Annotated in this window: 12 protein-coding genes and 7 tRNA genes; 16 read left to right on the top strand and 3 right to left on the bottom strand. The window is 52.6% G+C overall.

Annotation, left to right across the window (positions count from 1 at the left end):
- Positions 1-90: 90 nt before the first annotated feature.
- Both glnS and nagE read right to left on the bottom strand, forming a co-directional pair.
- On the bottom strand, positions 91-1,758 hold the full coding sequence (glnS, locus tag SBG_RS03010) for a glutamine--tRNA ligase (RefSeq protein ID WP_001287192.1): 1,668 nt from the start codon (positions 1,756-1,758) through the stop codon (positions 91-93).
- A 265-nt stretch (positions 1,759-2,023) separates the two neighbouring features.
- Positions 2,024-3,982 carry a PTS N-acetyl glucosamine transporter subunit IIABC gene (gene nagE / locus SBG_RS03005; RefSeq protein WP_001023076.1) on the bottom strand — a complete coding sequence of 653 codons (1,959 nt, stop codon included), beginning with the start codon at positions 3,980-3,982 and terminating at the stop codon, positions 2,024-2,026.
- A gap of 326 nt (positions 3,983-4,308) precedes the next feature.
- On the opposite strand from nagE, the gene nagB reads away from it, so the two are divergent.
- From nagB to SBG_RS02945, 12 genes are all read left to right on the top strand, one after another.
- Positions 4,309-5,109 carry a glucosamine-6-phosphate deaminase gene (gene nagB, locus SBG_RS03000; protein ID WP_001237055.1) on the top strand — a complete coding sequence of 267 codons (801 nt, stop codon included), beginning with the start codon at positions 4,309-4,311 and terminating at the stop codon, positions 5,107-5,109.
- 59 nt (positions 5,110-5,168) lie between these two features.
- Entirely contained in the window at positions 5,169-6,323 is a 1,155-nt protein-coding gene (gene nagA, locus SBG_RS02995) for an N-acetylglucosamine-6-phosphate deacetylase (protein ID WP_000271199.1), read from the top strand.
- A 4-nt stretch (positions 6,324-6,327) separates the two neighbouring features.
- The gene (nagC, locus tag SBG_RS02990) at positions 6,328-7,548 is read left to right on the top strand and encodes a DNA-binding transcriptional regulator NagC (RefSeq protein WP_000187571.1); all 1,221 of its coding nucleotides are present in this window, start codon (positions 6,328-6,330) and stop codon (positions 7,546-7,548) included.
- A gap of 240 nt (positions 7,549-7,788) precedes the next feature.
- The gene (gene nagD, locus SBG_RS02985; RefSeq protein ID WP_000153140.1) at positions 7,789-8,541 is read left to right on the top strand and encodes a ribonucleotide monophosphatase NagD; all 753 of its coding nucleotides are present in this window, start codon (positions 7,789-7,791) and stop codon (positions 8,539-8,541) included.
- A 288-nt stretch (positions 8,542-8,829) separates the two neighbouring features.
- A complete protein-coding gene (gene asnB, locus SBG_RS02980) occupies positions 8,830-10,494 on the top strand; it encodes an asparagine synthase B (RefSeq protein WP_000337045.1) in 1,665 nt (554 codons plus the stop codon).
- A gap of 219 nt (positions 10,495-10,713) precedes the next feature.
- Positions 10,714-10,790, top strand: a tRNA-Met gene (locus SBG_RS02975).
- A 7-nt stretch (positions 10,791-10,797) separates the two neighbouring features.
- Positions 10,798-10,882, top strand: a tRNA-Leu gene (locus SBG_RS02970).
- 23 nt (positions 10,883-10,905) lie between these two features.
- Positions 10,906-10,980 (top strand) — tRNA-Gln (locus tag SBG_RS02965).
- Positions 10,981-11,015: 35 nt separating this feature from the next.
- A tRNA-Gln gene (locus SBG_RS02960) sits at positions 11,016-11,090 on the top strand.
- A 15-nt stretch (positions 11,091-11,105) separates the two neighbouring features.
- A tRNA-Met gene (locus SBG_RS02955) sits at positions 11,106-11,182 on the top strand.
- Positions 11,183-11,228: 46 nt separating this feature from the next.
- A tRNA-Gln gene (locus tag SBG_RS02950) sits at positions 11,229-11,303 on the top strand.
- A 43-nt stretch (positions 11,304-11,346) separates the two neighbouring features.
- A tRNA-Gln gene (locus SBG_RS02945) sits at positions 11,347-11,421 on the top strand.
- Between the two features lie 133 nt (positions 11,422-11,554).
- Here SBG_RS02945 and ubiF read toward each other — a convergent pair.
- Positions 11,555-12,730 carry a 3-demethoxyubiquinol 3-hydroxylase gene (gene ubiF, locus SBG_RS02940; RefSeq protein ID WP_000184645.1) on the bottom strand — a complete coding sequence of 392 codons (1,176 nt, stop codon included), beginning with the start codon at positions 12,728-12,730 and terminating at the stop codon, positions 11,555-11,557.
- Between the two features lie 143 nt (positions 12,731-12,873).
- On the opposite strand from ubiF, the gene miaB reads away from it, so the two are divergent.
- The 4 genes from miaB to corC all read left to right on the top strand — a co-directional run bounded on the left by miaB (position 12,874) and on the right by corC (position 17,060).
- A complete protein-coding gene (gene miaB, locus SBG_RS02935) occupies positions 12,874-14,298 on the top strand; it encodes a tRNA (N6-isopentenyl adenosine(37)-C2)-methylthiotransferase MiaB (RefSeq protein ID WP_024134959.1) in 1,425 nt (474 codons plus the stop codon).
- 215 nt (positions 14,299-14,513) lie between these two features.
- Positions 14,514-15,560 carry a PhoH family protein gene (locus SBG_RS02930; protein WP_001018048.1) on the top strand — a complete coding sequence of 349 codons (1,047 nt, stop codon included), beginning with the start codon at positions 14,514-14,516 and terminating at the stop codon, positions 15,558-15,560.
- Positions 15,557-16,024, top strand: a complete 468-nt coding sequence (gene ybeY, locus SBG_RS02925; RefSeq protein ID WP_000084482.1) for an rRNA maturation RNase YbeY — start codon at positions 15,557-15,559, stop codon at positions 16,022-16,024. Before SBG_RS02930 ends, ybeY begins: the two co-directional genes overlap by 4 nt.
- Positions 16,025-16,181: 157 nt before the next feature.
- Positions 16,182-17,060, top strand: a complete 879-nt coding sequence (gene corC, locus SBG_RS02920; protein WP_001278611.1) for a CNNM family magnesium/cobalt transport protein CorC — start codon at positions 16,182-16,184, stop codon at positions 17,058-17,060.
- Positions 17,061-17,065: the final 5 nt, after the last annotated feature.

The following is a 17,065-nucleotide window of genomic DNA, read 5'->3' as shown; positions in this document are numbered from 1 at the left end:
GAGTGACAACGTATTTTACGCTGCTCGCCTGATGGCGCTATGCTTATCAGGCCTGGGAACAGCGTTCGCCAATAACACAGGACGACACGCTTATTCGCCCGCTTTCGCCCACGTATCGCGCAGGCCAACGGTGCGGTTAAAAACCAGCTTATCGGCAGTTGCATATCGGCTGTCGAGACAGAAGTAACCTTCACGCTCAAACTGGAAGGCTTTTCCTGCCACCGCCTCTTTCAGCGACGGCTCACCATATCCCTGTTTAATGACTAATGACTCCGGGTTGATGACGGACAGGAAATCTTCCGCAGCGCCCGGATTCGGCACGCTGAACAGGCGATCGTAGAGACGAATTTCAATCGGCAGCGCATGTGCTGCGCTAACCCAGTGGATGACGCCTTTCACTTTACGCCCGTCAGCCGGATCTTTACTCAGCGTATCGGCATCATAGGTACAGAAGATGGTGGTGATATTCCCTTCGGCATCTTTCTCGACGCGCTCTGCTTTAATGACGTAGGCATTACGCAGACGCACTTCTTTACCCATCACCAGACGTTTGTACTGCTTGTTCGCTTCTTCGCGGAAATCTGCGCGATCGATCCAGATCTCACCGCTAAACGGCACTTCACGGCTGCCCATCTCCGGTTTATTCGGATGGTTAGGCATGGTAACCATTTCGCTCTCACCCTGCGGGTAGTTTTCGATAACCAGTTTTACCGGATCGATTACCGCCATCGCGCGCGGCGCGTTTTCGTTCAGATCTTCGCGGATACAGGATTCCAGCGACGCCATCTCAATGGTGTTGTCCTGCTTGGTGACGCCGATGCGTTTGCAGAACTCACGAATAGAAGCCGCGGTATAGCCGCGACGGCGCAGACCGGAAATAGTCGGCATACGCGGATCATCCCAGCCTTCAACGTGTTTGTCGGTGACCAACAGGTTCAGCTTACGCTTGGACATCACGGTGTATTCCAGATTCAGGCGCGAGAATTCGTACTGGCGCGGGTGAACCGGAATGGTGATGTTGTCCAGCACCCAGTCGTACAGACGACGGTTGTCCTGGAACTCCAGAGTACACAGCGAGTGGGTAATACCTTCCAGCGCATCGCTGATGCAGTGCGTGAAGTCGTACATCGGATAAATGCACCACTTCGTGCCCGTCTGGTGGTGTTCGGCGAATTTAATGCGGTACAGCACCGGATCGCGCATGACGATAAACGGCGACGCCATGTCGATTTTGGCGCGCAAACAGGCTTTACCCTCTTCAAAACCGCCGGTACGCATTTTTTCAAACAGCGCAAGGTTTTCCTCCACGCTACGGTCGCGGTACGGGCTGTTTCTGCCGGGCGCGGTCAGCGTGCCGCGGTATTCGCGGATCTGCTCCGGTGTCAGCTCATCAACGTAGGCCAGACCTTTATTGATGAGTTCGACCGCATAGGCATGCAGTTGGTCAAAGTAATCGGAGGAGTAGCGAATATCGCCAGACCAGTGAAAGCCTAACCACTCGACGTCGTTTTTGATCGAATCAACGTACTCGATATCTTCTTTTACCGGGTTGGTATCATCGAAACGCAGGTTGCACTGGCCCTGATAATCTTGCGCGATGCCAAAGTTCAGGCAGATAGATTTCGCGTGGCCGATGTGCAGATAGCCATTCGGCTCCGGCGGAAAACGGGTATGGACAGTGGTATGTTTACCACTCGCCAGATCTTCATCAATAATCTGACGAATAAAGTTAGTCGGGCGGGCTTCAGCCTCACTCATCGTGGATTCCTCAAAGCGTAAACAACGTATAACGGCATATGATCTTATAAGCCGGACAGACTGACAACCTTTAGTTACGCAAAATACGTATCAGACGAAAATATTGGGGCTAATTGCTGCAAAAAAAAGCGGCGAAGGTTTCCCTCTGCCGCTTATGATTCGTTATATGTTGCCGGATGGCGACTTACGCTTTATTCGGCCTCGACCTCGAAATTCCGAGATTTTCGTAGGCCCGATAAGCCTGCACCATCGGGCAATAAAAACCTTATTTGCCTTTAATCTCGTACAGCGGCGTTTGACCCGCCACTACATGACCTTCAGCTTTGATGACCAAACCGCTGAAGTCGTCGCTATTGCTGCAAACGACCGGACTAATCATGGAGCGCGCATTCGCGTTCAGGAAGTCCAGATCCATTTCCAGGATCGGCTGACCTGCCGTCACTTCTGCACCTTCTTCCACCAGACGTTTAAAGCCCTGCCCGTTCAGCGCCACGGTATCAATACCCATATGGACAACGATCTCCGCGCCTTTTTCAGTTTCCAGGCAGAACGCATGGTTGGTGTTGAAGATTTTCACAATGGTACCCGCTGCCGGAGAAACCACAATTTTATCAGTGGGTTTCACCGCAACGCCATCGCCAACGGCTTTGCTGGCGAACGCTTCATCCGGTACCTGTTCCAGCGCTACCACATCACCAGTCACTGGAGAAACCAGCTCAGCGATAGTGACTGCATTCGGTACCGCCTGCGGTGTGATTGCCGGGGCGGGCGTCGCTGCTGGAGCGACGTCAGCAGATGCAGATACCGCGGCAACCGGGCCACGTGCCACCACTTTCTTCATTTCATCGCCGATCGATTCTGCTTTCGCGCCGACAATAACCTGAATGGTCTGTTTGTTCAGTTTTACCACGCCGGATGCGCCAAGACGTTTACAAGCTGCATCGTTGACGCGAGCGGAGTCATTCACGGTCAGACGCAGACGGGTAATACATGCATCGATCGCTTTCAGGTTATCCGTACCGCCAACCGCAGCGATATAACTGGTCGCCAGTTGCGTTAACCCTTCTTCGGTGTTGCTGTTGGCTTCTTCCGTTACCATCTCATCAACTTTGTCTTCGCGACCCGGCGTTTTCAGGTTAAACATACGAATAACTGCGCTGAACAACAGGAAGTAGATGATAAAGAATACGACACCCATCACCAGCAGCATCCAGACGTTATTACTGGCCGCGGGCAAGTTGTACATCAGTACATAGTCAATCGCTCCTGCCGAGAAAGAGAAGCCCGCATGGATACCCAGCAGAGTCGCGACGAACAAGCTGATCCCTGTCAGCACTGCGTGCAGGAGGTACAGCAGCGGTGCAAGGAACATAAACAGGAATTCCAGCGGCTCGGTTACGCCGGTCAGGAACGCGGTAATCGCCACTGATAACAGCATACCGCCCACCATCGGACGGCGTTCTTTCGGCGCTGCGAAGTACATCGCCAGAGCGGCGCCCGGCAGACCAAACATCATGATCGGGAAGAAGCCGGACATAAACATTCCCGCTGTGCCGTCGCCAGCGTAGAAGCGGTTGATGTCGCCGTGGAACACGGTACCTGCGGCATTCGTGAACTCGCCAATCTGGAACCAGGCAATGGTGTTCAATACCTGATGCAAACCGGTTGGGATCAACAGACGGTTGATGAAGCCAAAGATACCGGAGCCCAGCGCGCCTGCGGACACGATCCATTCACCACCCGCATGGATGCCATGCTGCACGGGCGGCCAGACGTAACCGAAAATCGCCGCCAATACCAGGCAGAAAAAGCCCGTCGCGATCGGCACAAAACGCTTTCCGCCGAAGAAACTGAGAAAATCAGGCAGTTTAATACCAGACCAGCGGTTATAGACTGCACCGCCTACCAGACCGGTAATAATACCCGCCAGCACGCCCATGTTGATTTCCGGGTTAATCGTCACCATTGCTTTGGTCATGACAAAATAGCCGACAGCTCCTGCCAGTGCTGCTGCGCCCGCGCTATCTTTAGACCAACTGGATGCCACGCCGATGGCGAAAACCAGCGCAAGGTTATCGAAAATAGACCCGCCCGCTTGCGCGATAAACGGCATATTCAGCAAATCTGGTTGACCGAATCGCAGCAATAACGCTGCGACCGGCAACACGGCGATAGGGAGCTGCAACGCCCTACCCAGCCGCTGGAAAAACCCTAAAATATTCATCTTATTCCCCCTACGAGACGCCGGTATGGCTTCTTTGAAGCCGTTTTTTATTGTGCTGCAAACGTTAAAAACGCAATGTTCTGTAATCGAACGGTGAGATCATCTCCTGCAGAGTGTGTGGAAAATTAATTCGCCTCGCAAATTAAACGCGTGTTTTTTGTGATTATAATCACTAAATATCGTAATCACCCTTACCATCCACTGGCTAACATGGAAAACTTATTTTATGATTCAAAAAATCAGGACGGATTAAATACGGATCCTGGACATCCAGGTTACGCTTAAGAGTATCCGCCAAATTTTGACATTGATTATTGAGGTGAAGAATGAGACTGATCCCCCTGAGTACCGCAGAACAAGTTGGCAAATGGGCCGCTCGTCACATCGTTAAACGTATTAATGCGTTCAAACCGACCGCCGATCGCCCGTTTGTCCTGGGTCTGCCTACCGGCGGCACGCCGCTGACGGCCTATAAAGCGCTGGTTGAGATGCATAAAGCGGGTGAGGTCAGCTTTAAGCATGTGGTCACCTTCAATATGGACGAATATGTCGGCCTGCCGAAAGAGCATCCGGAAAGCTACCACAGTTTTATGCATCGTAACTTTTTCGATCATGTTGATATTCCAGCAGAAAACATTAATCTCCTCAACGGTAACGCACCAGATATTGATGCGGAATGCCGCCAATATGAAGAAAAGATTCGTTCTTACGGTAAAATCCACCTGTTTATGGGCGGCGTTGGTAACGACGGTCACATCGCCTTTAACGAACCGGCGTCTTCATTGGCTTCCCGTACCCGTATCAAAACGCTGACCCATGATACCCGTGTAGCGAACTCCCGTTTCTTTGACGGCGACGTCAACCAGGTGCCGAAATATGCCCTGACGGTAGGCGTAGGCACGCTGCTGGATGCAGAAGAAGTGATGATCCTGGTGCTGGGTCACCAGAAAGCCCAGGCGCTGCAGGCGGCAGTTGAAGGCAACGTCAACCACATGTGGACAATTAGCTGCCTGCAACTCCACCCGAAAGCGGTTGTGGTATGTGATGAGCCGTCAACCATGGAGCTTAAAGTTAAAACATTGAAATATTTCAACGAATTAGAAGCAGAAAATATTAAAGGTCTGTAATGTTGTCTCCGCCCTGCCGACCAATGCGGGGCGGTAAATTTTTGATATCGGGGGTCGGAATGTATGCTTTAACCCAGAGCCGGATCTATACCGGTTACGAAATTCTTGATGACCATGCACTTATTGTCGCTAATGGCCTGATTGACCGCGTTTGTCCGATGGCTGAACTGCCGCCGGGAATGGAACAACGCTCACTGAATGGAGCCATTCTCTCCCCCGGGTTTATTGATGTGCAGCTAAATGGCTGCGGCGGCGTTCAGTTTAACGATACTGCAGAAGCTGTCAGCGTTGAAACGCTGGAAATTATGCAGAAAGCCAATGAGAAATCGGGCTGTACTAACTTCCTGCCAACGCTCATCACCACCAGCGATGACCTGATGAAGCAGGGTATTCGTGTCATGCGCGAGTACCTGCAAAAACATCCGAATCAGGCGCTGGGCCTTCACCTGGAAGGTCCCTGGCTCAATCTGGTAAAAAAAGGTACCCATAATCCTGATTTCGTACGTAAACCAGACGCTGCGCTGGTCGATCTCTTGTGCGATAATGCTGACGTCATCACCAAAGTCACTCTCGCGCCGGAAATGGTTCCTGCTGACGTGATCGCTAAACTGGCGAATGCAGGCATTGTGGTTTCCGCAGGTCACTCCAACGCGACGTTAAAAGAGGCAAAAGCGGGCTTCCGCGCCGGGATTACCTTTGCAACTCACCTGTTTAACGCGATGCCGTATATTACAGGGCGTGAGCCGGGTCTGGCTGGCGCTATCCTGGATGAAGCGGATATTTATTGCGGCGTTATCGCCGATGGTCTGCATGTCGACTATGCCAATATTCGCAATGCCAAGCGCCTGAAAGGCGACAAACTTTGTCTGGTGACAGATGCCACCGCACCGGCGGGAGCTAACATTGATCAGTTCATTTTCGCTGGTAAAACAATATACTACCGCAATGGACTGTGTGTGGATGAAAACGGTACGCTGAGCGGCTCGTCCTTAACCATGATTGAAGGCGTACGTAACCTGGTCGCGCATTGCGGCATCGCTCTGGATGAAGTGCTGCGTATGGCGACGCTCTACCCGGCTCGCGCTATCGGCGTTGACAAGCATCTTGGTAGCATCGCGCCAGGGAAAGTAGCAAACCTGACCGCATTCACCCACGACTTTAAAATTATCAAGACTATCGTTAATGGTGACGAGGTCGTTGACGTGAGTAAGTGAGAATATGACACCAGGCGGACAAGCTCAAATAGGTAATGTTGATCTCGTAAAACAGCTTAACAGCGCGGCCGTTTACCGCCTGATTGACCAGCATGGTCCCATCTCGCGCATACAAATTGCCGAGCAAAGCCAGCTTGCTCCCGCCAGCGTAACGAAAATTACGCGCCAGCTCATTGAGCGCGGGCTGATCAAAGAAGTCGATCAGCAAGCCTCCACCGGAGGCCGCCGCGCTATCTCTATTATCACCGAGACCCGCAGCTTCCATGCCATTGGCGTTCGTCTGGGGCGTCATGACACCACTTTAACGCTCTACGATTTGAGCAGTAAAGTGGTCGCTGAAGAACATTATCCACTGCCGGAGCGTACCCAGGAGACACTGGAACACGCGCTGCTCAACACTATCGCCCTCTTTATTGAGAGCTGCCAGCGTAAAATCCGTGAGTTAATCGCTATCTCCGTGATTCTGCCAGGGCTTGTCGATCCGGAAAGCGGCGTGATTCGTTACATGCCGCACATTCGGGTGGAAAACTGGGGGCTGGTCGAGGCGCTGGAAAAACGGTTTCACGTTACCTGTTTTGTGGGACACGATATCCGTAGCCTGGCGCTGGCGGAGCACTACTTCGGCGCCAGCCAGGATTGCGAGGACTCGATTCTGGTGCGTGTCCATCGCGGTACGGGTGCCGGTATTATTTCTAACGGGCGTATCTTTATTGGCCGTAATGGTAACGTCGGCGAAATTGGCCATATTCAGGTGGAACCGCTGGGTGAACGCTGTCACTGCGGCAACTTTGGCTGTCTGGAAACGATTGCTGCCAATGCGGCGATTGAACAGCGAGTGCTGAATTTGCTTAAACAGGGTTATCAAAGCCGTGTCCCGGCTGACGACTGCACGATTAAAACCATCTGCAAAGCGGCGAATAAGGGCGACAGTCTGGCCTCGGAAGTGATTGAGCATGTCGGTCGCCATCTGGGCAAAACGATTGCTATCGCTATCAACCTGTTTAATCCGCAAAAGATCGTCATTGCCGGCGAGATCATTGAAGCCGATAAAGTCCTGCTACCTGCAATTGAAAGTTGTATCAATACTCAGGCGTTGAAGGCATTCCGCAAAAATTTGCCGGTGGTGCGTTCTACGCTGGACCACCGTTCCGCTATTGGCGCATTTGCGTTAGTGAAGCGCGCCATGCTCAACGGAACATTGCTGCAACGTTTGCTGGAAAATTGATGCGCTCTCACATACCTGTCATACCTTAAGCGGCATGAGTGTTGGCTGCGCTCATTCCCTCTGTCACCTTGTTATTTATGCGCCAGGGGATTACAGAGGGATATCGTTGTCCTTCACCGCAGGCAGCCTCCGGTGGTTAAAATTCGTTCCAGACAAATTTGTCGTTCTCTTGCCGCCTTCCTGCAACTTGAGGTATTTAGGGTATAGTATCGGATTATTTACTCATTCCCTGGATAGTTCATGACCATCAAGAATGTAATCTGCGATATCGACGGCGTGCTAATGCACGACAACGTAGCCGTACCCGGTGCGGCGGAATTTCTGACGGGGATTCTGGAAAAAGGGCTGCCGCTGGTGCTGCTGACCAATTACCCGTCGCAGACAGGCCAGGATCTGGCCAACCGCTTCGCGACTGCGGGGATCAATGTACCAGACAGCGTATTCTATACCTCAGCGATGGCGACGGCCGATTTCCTGCGCCGTCAGGAAGGTAAGAAGGCGTATGTGGTGGGTGAAGGCGCGCTCATCCACGAGCTTTATAAAGCAGGCTTTACCATTACCGATGTGAACCCTGATTTTGTCATCGTTGGAGAGACCCGCTCCTACAACTGGGATATGATGCATAAAGCGGCATTTTTCGTTGCCAATGGCGCGCGTTTTATCGCGACGAACCCGGATACCCACGGTCGCGGTTTTTATCCAGCCTGCGGTGCGCTGTGCGCGGGAATTGAAAAAATCTCCGGTCGGAAACCGTTTTATGTCGGCAAACCCAGTCCGTGGATTATTCGCGCGGCGTTAAACAAAATGCAGGCGCACTCGGAAGAGACCGTTATCGTCGGCGACAACCTGCGTACCGATATTCTGGCGGGGTTCCAGGCTGGTCTGGAGACTATTCTGGTGCTATCTGGCGTATCAACCATTAATGATATTGACAGTATGCCATTCCGCCCGAGCTGGATTTACCCTTCCGTCGCCGAGATCGACGTTATCTAAAACGGTTCCTTGCCTGATGGCGTTTCGCTTAGCGGGTCTACAGTTTAAACAACATTGTCGGCTTGATACGCAAAACGCCATCAAAAAAAATAATTTAATTAAATTGCTAAAAAACTGAGTATTCATCAATAAATTCGCGTAATGCGTACTCTTTTTTCACCAATCAACAATGATCATTGCGTTTTTTCTTTTTCAGACGGTAAACCCCTTGCGCCCTCCACGTCTTTGCGGCATTTTTTAAACAAGCAAACACAAAAAGTATGATGCAGCAGATTAACGGAGAAGGTTATGTGTTCTATTTTCGGCGTATTCGATATCAAAACAGATGCAGTTGAACTGCGCAAAAAAGCCCTGGAACTGTCACGCCTGATGCGCCATCGCGGCCCGGACTGGTCCGGTATTTATGCCAGCGATAAAGCGATTCTCGCGCATGAACGCTTATCCATTGTTGACGTTAACGCCGGGGCTCAGCCGTTGTATAACGCCAGTAAAACCCACGTACTGGCGGTAAACGGTGAAATTTATAACCATCAGGCGTTACGCGCGGAATACGGCGATCGCTATGCGTTCCAGACCGGCTCCGACTGTGAAGTCATCCTCGCGCTCTATCAGGAAAAAGGCCCTGCGTTTCTTGACGATTTACAGGGCATGTTCGCCTTCGCCCTGTACGACAGCGAAAAGGACGCTTATCTGATTGGTCGTGACCATATCGGCATTATTCCGCTGTATATGGGTTATGACGAATTTGGCAACTTCTATGTAGCCTCGGAAATGAAAGCGCTGACGCCGGTTTGTCGCACCATTAAAGAGTTCCCGGCGGGCAGCTACCTGTGGAGTAAAGACGGTGAAATCCGCCAGTACTATCAGCGCGACTGGTTTGAGTTCGATGCGGTGAAAGACAACATCACCGACAAAAATGCGCTACGTCAGGCTCTGGAAGAGTCGGTGAAAAGCCATCTGATGTCCGACGTACCTTACGGAGTACTGCTCTCCGGCGGCCTGGACTCGTCGATTATTTCGGCGATCACCAAAAAATTCGCCGCCCGTCGCGTCGAGGATCAGGAGCGTTCCGAAGCCTGGTGGCCGCAGTTGCACTCTTTTGCGGTGGGTCTGGAAGGTTCGCCTGACCTGAAGGCGGCCCAGGAAGTGGCCGACCACCTCGGCACCGTACATCACGAAATTCATTTCACCGTTCAGGAAGGACTGGATGCGATTCGTGACGTGATTTACCACATTGAAACCTATGACGTGACGACTATCCGTGCCTCAACGCCAATGTATCTGATGTCACGTAAGATCAAAGCGATGGGCATCAAAATGGTGCTCTCCGGCGAAGGTTCTGATGAAGTTTTCGGCGGCTATCTGTACTTCCATAAAGCGCCGAATGCCAAAGAGTTACATGAAGAGACGGTACGTAAGCTACAGGCGCTGCATATGTATGACTGCGCCCGCGCCAACAAAGCGATGTCCGCCTGGGGCGTGGAAGCGCGCGTACCGTTCCTCGATAAAAAATTCCTCGACGTGGCGATGCGTATCAACCCGCAGGATAAAATGTGCGGCAACGGCAAGATGGAAAAACACGTGCTGCGCGAGTGCTTCGAGTCTTATCTGCCGGCCAGCGTCGCGTGGCGTCAGAAAGAGCAATTCTCTGACGGCGTAGGCTACAGCTGGATCGATACGCTGAAAGAGGTGGCGGCGAAACAGATTTCCGATCAACAACTGGAAACCGCCCGCTTCCGCTTCCCCTACAACACGCCGTCGTCTAAAGAGGCGTACTTATACCGGGAAATTTTTGAAGAATTATTCCCGGTGCCGAGCGCGGCAGAGTGCGTGCCCGGCGGCCCATCCGTCGCCTGTTCCTCCGCCAAAGCCATTGAGTGGGATGAAGCATTCAAAACGATGGATGACCCGTCAGGCCGCGCGGTCGGCGTGCATCAGTCGGCATACCAGTAAATTAACCATGGTGAAAGAGCCCTTAGGGGCTCTTTTTTTATGCCCCCCCTTTCAGAAAAACGATTCATAACCAATAATTGCCGAATATTGCGTCACGCTGTTCGCAACCTAACCAAACAGACACTTTCCACCGTTTTTCGATGAAAAAGAGGTTGACGCTTCAAGACTCAATACGCATAATGCGCCCCGCAACGCCGATAAGGTAACGCGAAAAAAGAGGGCTACGTAGCTCAGTTGGTTAGAGCACATCACTCATAATGATGGGGTCACAGGTTCGAATCCCGTCGTAGCCACCATCTTTTTGCGGGAGTGGCGAAATTGGTAGACGCACCAGATTTAGGTTCTGGCGCCGCAAGGTGTGCGAGTTCAAGTCTCGCCTCCCGCACCATTCACCAATCAGCGTTGTACGGATGGGGTATCGCCAAGCGGTAAGGCACCGGTTTTTGATACCGGCATTCCCTGGTTCGAATCCAGGTACCCCAGCCATATTTCTTCGAGTTTGCGGTTCACCGCGACGGTATTGGGGTATCGCCAAGCGGTAAGGCACCGGTTTTTGATACCGGCATTCCCTGGTTCGAATCCAGGTACCCCAGCCATCGAAGAGGTTATCTGGCTACGTAGCTCAGTTGGTTAGAGCACATCACTCATAATGATGGGGTCACAGGTTCGAATCCCGTCGTAGCCACCATATTCAGAATGCGTCGAGGTATTCGACAGGTTCGAAAATAATTTGTTGGGGTATCGCCAAGCGGTAAGGCACCGGATTCTGATTCCGGCATTCCGAGGTTCGAATCCTCGTACCCCAGCCAGTTTTAAAGACGCTCTGCTAGTGAGCGTAAGAAGTACAACAATTGGGGTATCGCCAAGCGGTAAGGCACCGGATTCTGATTCCGGCATTCCGAGGTTCGAATCCTCGTACCCCAGCCAAAATCAGAAAAGCTCGCTTCGGCGAGCTTTTCGCTTTTCTGTCAGTCAGAATTGCCTGATAGCGCGACGCTTATCAGATCTGCGAGCAAATCCAGGCCGGATAAGGCATCGCCGCCACCCGGCATAACACAAACTATAACCCCAGCGCATACTTCAACGCCTGACGTTTTAGCACGCCTGCGCGCTGCGCCGCCATCAGCCCCATATTGCGTAAAATGCGCAACGGCGGCAGTGCATTGCTGAACCCGGCATAAAACAGATCCATTCCGCTTTGCATCATAAAATTATCAGCCATACGCCGCGTCTGGTAGCGTTTCAATACGACATCGCTGCTCCAGGGTTCGCCATAGCTACGGGCATTCGCCAGGACATCAATCAGCGCATCAACATCCCGATAGCCCAGGTTAACCCCCTGCCCGGCCAGAGGATGAATGGTATGCGCTGCATCGCCCACCAGCGCCAGCCCTGGCTGCACATACTGTAACGCGTGACGACGGGTTAGCGGAAACGCCCCCGTCGCCACGGGCGTCACCGTACCCAGGCGCGCCGGGAAATGTGTGTTAATTTCCGCCTGCAATTGCGACATTGGTAAACCCTGTAGCTGGCGAATACGCGCTGGCGCGTCATACCACACCAACGACGCCCAACTATCAAACAGAGGCAAAAAGGCGCGCGGCCCATCCGGCGTAAACTGCTGCCAGGTACTGTCGCCCGGCGCATTTTCACACTTGACGGTGATAAGCATACATGACTGCGCATATTGCCAGGCGTGGATGCCAATTCCCGCCATTTGCCGGACCTGCGAATTCGCACCGTCAGCGCCAATCACCAGCGCCGGGGTGATACGTTCGCCATCGGCCAGTTCCAGCACATAACCCTCGTTATGGCGGTGCAACGCCGTCAGTGAAGCCGGCACGCGCAATGTCACGCCGGAATGCGCCTCCAGCGCCTGCCATAGCGCCTGTTGCAGGACATTGTTCTCGACCATATAGCCTAACAGCGGCAGCTTGAGTTCGGCGGCATCAAACACCACATGCGCATTTTCCCACTCCCAGGTCTCCAGTCGCCGATAAGGATGGCTACGCATCCCCTTTACCGCCTCCCAGACCCCCAGACTTTTGAGCAGCGAGACTGATGCCGCGCTAATGGCTGAAATTCGCACGTCAGGCTGGCTATCAGCGACAAACGGCGCCGGCGCGGCATGTTCAATTACCGTGACCGTAAACCCTTGCTGCGCCAGTCCCAGCGCCAGCGCGCCGCCGACCATTCCTCCGCCGACAATGGCAATTTCTGTTGGTTGATTTGTCATGGCCATTCATCCTGTTACGTTTTAGACAAGTTTACAGGATTTTTTACCCATTAGGGCTGACGTCAGTCATACTGGTCACAACCGCGCCAAAGCATTACACTATGCGCCCTGCTTTTCAGCCACTATTTCGCAAGAGCAAGTCGATGACTAAAAAACTCCATATTAAAACCTGGGGCTGTCAGATGAACGAGTACGATTCATCGAAGATGGCCGATCTGCTGGACGCCACCCACGGGTATCAACTGACCGACGTGGCGGAAGAGGCGGATGTGCTGCTGTTGAATACCTGCTCAATCCGCGAGAAGGCTCAGGAAAAAGTCTTCCATCAATTAGGTCGCTGGAGACTGTTAAAAGAGAAGAATCCCGATCTGATCATCGGCGTCGGCGGCTGCGTGGCTTCCCAGGAAGGTGAGCACATTCGTCAACGCGCCCATTATGTCGACATTATTTTTGGGCCACAAACCCTGCATCGCCTGCCAGAGATGATTAATTCCGTGCGCGGCGACCGCAGCCCGGTGGTGGATATCAGCTTCCCGGAAATCGAGAAGTTCGACCGTCTGCCGGAACCGCGCGCGGAAGGTCCCACCGCCTTCGTATCCATTATGGAAGGCTGTAATAAATATTGTACTTACTGTGTGGTACCGTATACCCGTGGTGAAGAAGTCAGCCGTCCCTGTGACGATATCCTGTTTGAAATCGCCCAGTTGGCCGCACAGGGCGTACGTGAAGTTAACCTGTTGGGCCAGAACGTTAACGCCTGGCGCGGGGAAAACTACGACGGCACTACCGGTACATTTGCCGATCTGCTACGGCTGGTTGCCGCCATCGACGGCATTGACCGTATTCGCTTTACCACCAGCCATCCGATTGAGTTCACCGACGATATTATCGAGGTGTACCGCGATACGCCGGAGCTGGTCAGTTTCCTGCATCTGCCGGTACAGAGCGGTTCCGATCGCGTGCTGAATCTGATGGGCCGCACCCATACCGCGCTGGAATATAAAGCCATCATCCGTAAACTGCGCGCGGCGCGGCCAGACATTCAGATAAGCTCTGACTTTATCGTCGGTTTCCCTGGCGAAACGACGGATGATTTCGAAAAAACCATGAAGCTTATCGCCGACGTCAATTTTGATATGAGCTACAGCTTCATCTTCTCTGCGCGCCCGGGAACGCCAGCTGCCGATATGGTTGATGACGTACCGGAAGAAGAGAAAAAGCAGCGCCTGTATATTCTGCAGGAACGTATCAATCAGCAGGCCATGGCCTGGAGTCGCCGTATGCTCGGCACGACGCAGCGCATTCTGGTGGAAGGGACTTCACGTAAAAATATTATGGAGCTGTCTGGCCGTACCGAAAACAACCGGGTGGTGAATTTTGAAGGTACGCCTGAAATGATCGGTAAGTTTGTCGATGTGGAGATTACCGACGTCTATCCCAATTCACTGCGCGGGAAGGTGGTGCGCACCGAAGATGAAATGGGGCTGCGCGTCGCCGAAACGCCAGAATCCGTCATTGCCCGTACCCGTAAAGAAAACGAGCTGGGCGTAGGATTCTACCAGCCTTAATCCTGAGAAATGCCAGCCAGATGCGCTATGTTTATCTGGCCTACAGGAATTGCCAGCCTTAATACTTATGGCCCGTCGCCCGACGGGCCTTGCAATTTTCTCTCTTCATCCCCATTTTCATTGCAATGCTTGCGCCTTTACCTACTGGCGTGAATAATTTCCTTACAGGCCGGTAGCCATCCGTTGTCCGGCGATACAGACACAAGAGGAACGGTTTGAATATAGACACTCGCGAAATTACCCTTGAGCCCGCAGACAACGCTCGTCTATTGAGCCTTTGCGGGCCGTTTGATGACAATATTAAACAGCTCGAACGTCGTCTCGGTATTGAAATTAACCGCCGTGACAATCACTTTACACTGACCGGTCGTCCGATTTGCGTGACCGCGGCGGCAGATATTTTGCGAAGCCTGTACGTTGATACCGCTCCGATGCGCGGCCAGACTCAGGATATCGAACCGGAACAAATTCATCTGGCGATCAAAGAAGCGCACGTGCTCGAACAGAGCGCGGAAAGCGTGCCTGACTATGGTAAAGCTATCAATATCAAAACCAAGCGCGGCGTGATCAAACCGCGTACGCCGAACCAGGCGCAGTACATCGCCAATATTCTCGATCATGACATTACCTTCGGTGTCGGCCCTGCGGGTACCGGGAAAACGTATCTTGCGGTTGCCGCAGCAGTCGATGCCCTGGAGCGCCAGGAGATTCGCCGTATTCTGTTGACCCGACCGGCGGTTGAAGCCGGGGAAAAACTGGGCTTTCTGCCGGGCGATTTAAGTCAGAAAGTGGACCCATACCTGCGTCCGCTGTATGACGCCCTGTTCGAAATGCTCGGTTTTGAGAAGGTCGAAAAACTGATTGAGCGCAACGTAATTGAAGTTGCGCCACTGGCCTATATGCGCGGACGCACGTTAAACGACGCCTTTATCATTCTTGATGAAAGCCAGAATACCACTATCGAACAGATGAAAATGTTCCTGACACGTATCGGCTTTAACTCAAAAGCGGTGATCACCGGCGACGTCACGCAAATTGACCTGCCGCGCAATACCCGGTCCGGCCTGCGTCACGCCATTGAGGTGCTGGCGGAAGTGGATGAAATCAGCTTCAACTTCTTCCACAGTGAAGACGTGGTGCGCCATCCGGTGGTTGCGCGGATTGTTAACGCCTACGAAGCCTGGGAAGAAGCAGAACAAAAACGCAAAGCGGCGCTGGCAGCAGAGCGTAAGCGTGAAGTCCAGGAGCAGGAACAGAAATGAGTCAGGTGATCCTCGATTTACAGTTGGCCTGTGAAAACCACACGGGCCTACCGAACGAAGCCCAGTTCCAACGCTGGCTGGACGGCGTTATTCCGCAGTTTCAGGAGGAGGCGGAAGTCACAATTCGCCTGGTGGATGAAAGAGAAAGCCACGATCTTAACCTGACCTACCGTGGGAAAGATAAACCGACCAACGTGCTCTCTTTCCCGTTTGAAGCACCGCCGGGTATTGAAATGCCGCTGCTGGGCGATCTGATTATTTGCCGTCAGGTCGTGGAGCAAGAAGCGCAGGAACAGCATAAGCCGCTGGAAGCGCACTGGGCGCACATGGTTGTACATGGTAGCCTGCATTTACTGGGTTACGATCATATCGCCGATGACGAGGCGGAAGAAATGGAGTCCCTCGAAACGGAGATTATGCTTGCTATGGGCTATGAGGATCCGTACATTGCCGAGAAGGAATAGTAGGCCGAAGACTGCCAGGCCTGATAAGCGCAACATCATCGGGCATAATGCCTGACGGCGGCTCCGCCTTCTCAGGCCTGGCCGTTTACACACCGCCATGTGCTGAATTTACGCGCATGTGCAATACATTAACTAACATGAGAACCCATACGACGCCATGAGCGACGACAATTCACACAGTAGTGACACAGTAAACAGTAAAAAGGGATTTTTTTCCCTACTACTCAGCCAACTTTTCCACGGTGAACCTAAAAACCGTGATGAATTGCTGGCGCTGATCCGTGATTCCGGGCAGAACGAGCTTATCGATGAAGATACGCGCGATATGCTCGAAGGCGTAATGGACATCGCGGACCAGCGCGTTCGCGACATTATGATCCCACGCTCCCAGATGATTACCCTGAAACGTAACCAGACGCTGGACGAATGTCTTGATGTTATCATCGAGTCCGCCCACTCACGGTTTCCGGTGATCAGCGAAGATAAAGATCACATTGAAGGGATTCTGATGGCTAAAGATTTGCTGCCGTTTATGCGCAGCGATGCCGAAGCCTTCAGCATGGACAAAGTGTTACGCCCCGCCGTTGTCGTACCGGAGAGCAAACGCGTTGATCGTATGCTCAAAGAGTTCCGCTCCCAGCGTTACCATATGGCGATCGTGATTGACGAGTTCGGCGGCGTTTCCGGCCTCGTGACTATCGAGGATATCCTCGAACTGATTGTCGGTGAAATTGAAGACGAGTATGACGAAGAAGACGATATCGACTTCCGTCAACTTAGTCGCCACACCTGGACGATCCGAGCGCTGGCGCCGATTGAAGACTTCAATGACGCTTTTGGCACCCACTTCAGCGATGAAGAGGTCGATACTATCGGTGGCCTGGTGATGCAGGCGTTCGGCCATTTACCGGCCCGCGGCGAAACCATTGACATTGATGGTTACCAGTTCAAAGTGGCAATGGCCGACAGTCGTCGTATTATTCAGGTTCATGTCAGAATTCCGGATGACTCGCCCCAGCCTAAACTGGACGAATAAAATAA

This window comes from Salmonella bongori NCTC 12419 (assembly GCF_000252995.1).
Classification (GTDB): domain Bacteria; phylum Pseudomonadota; class Gammaproteobacteria; order Enterobacterales; family Enterobacteriaceae; genus Salmonella; species Salmonella bongori.
This window is presented reverse-complemented; position numbering and strand designations above follow the sequence as displayed.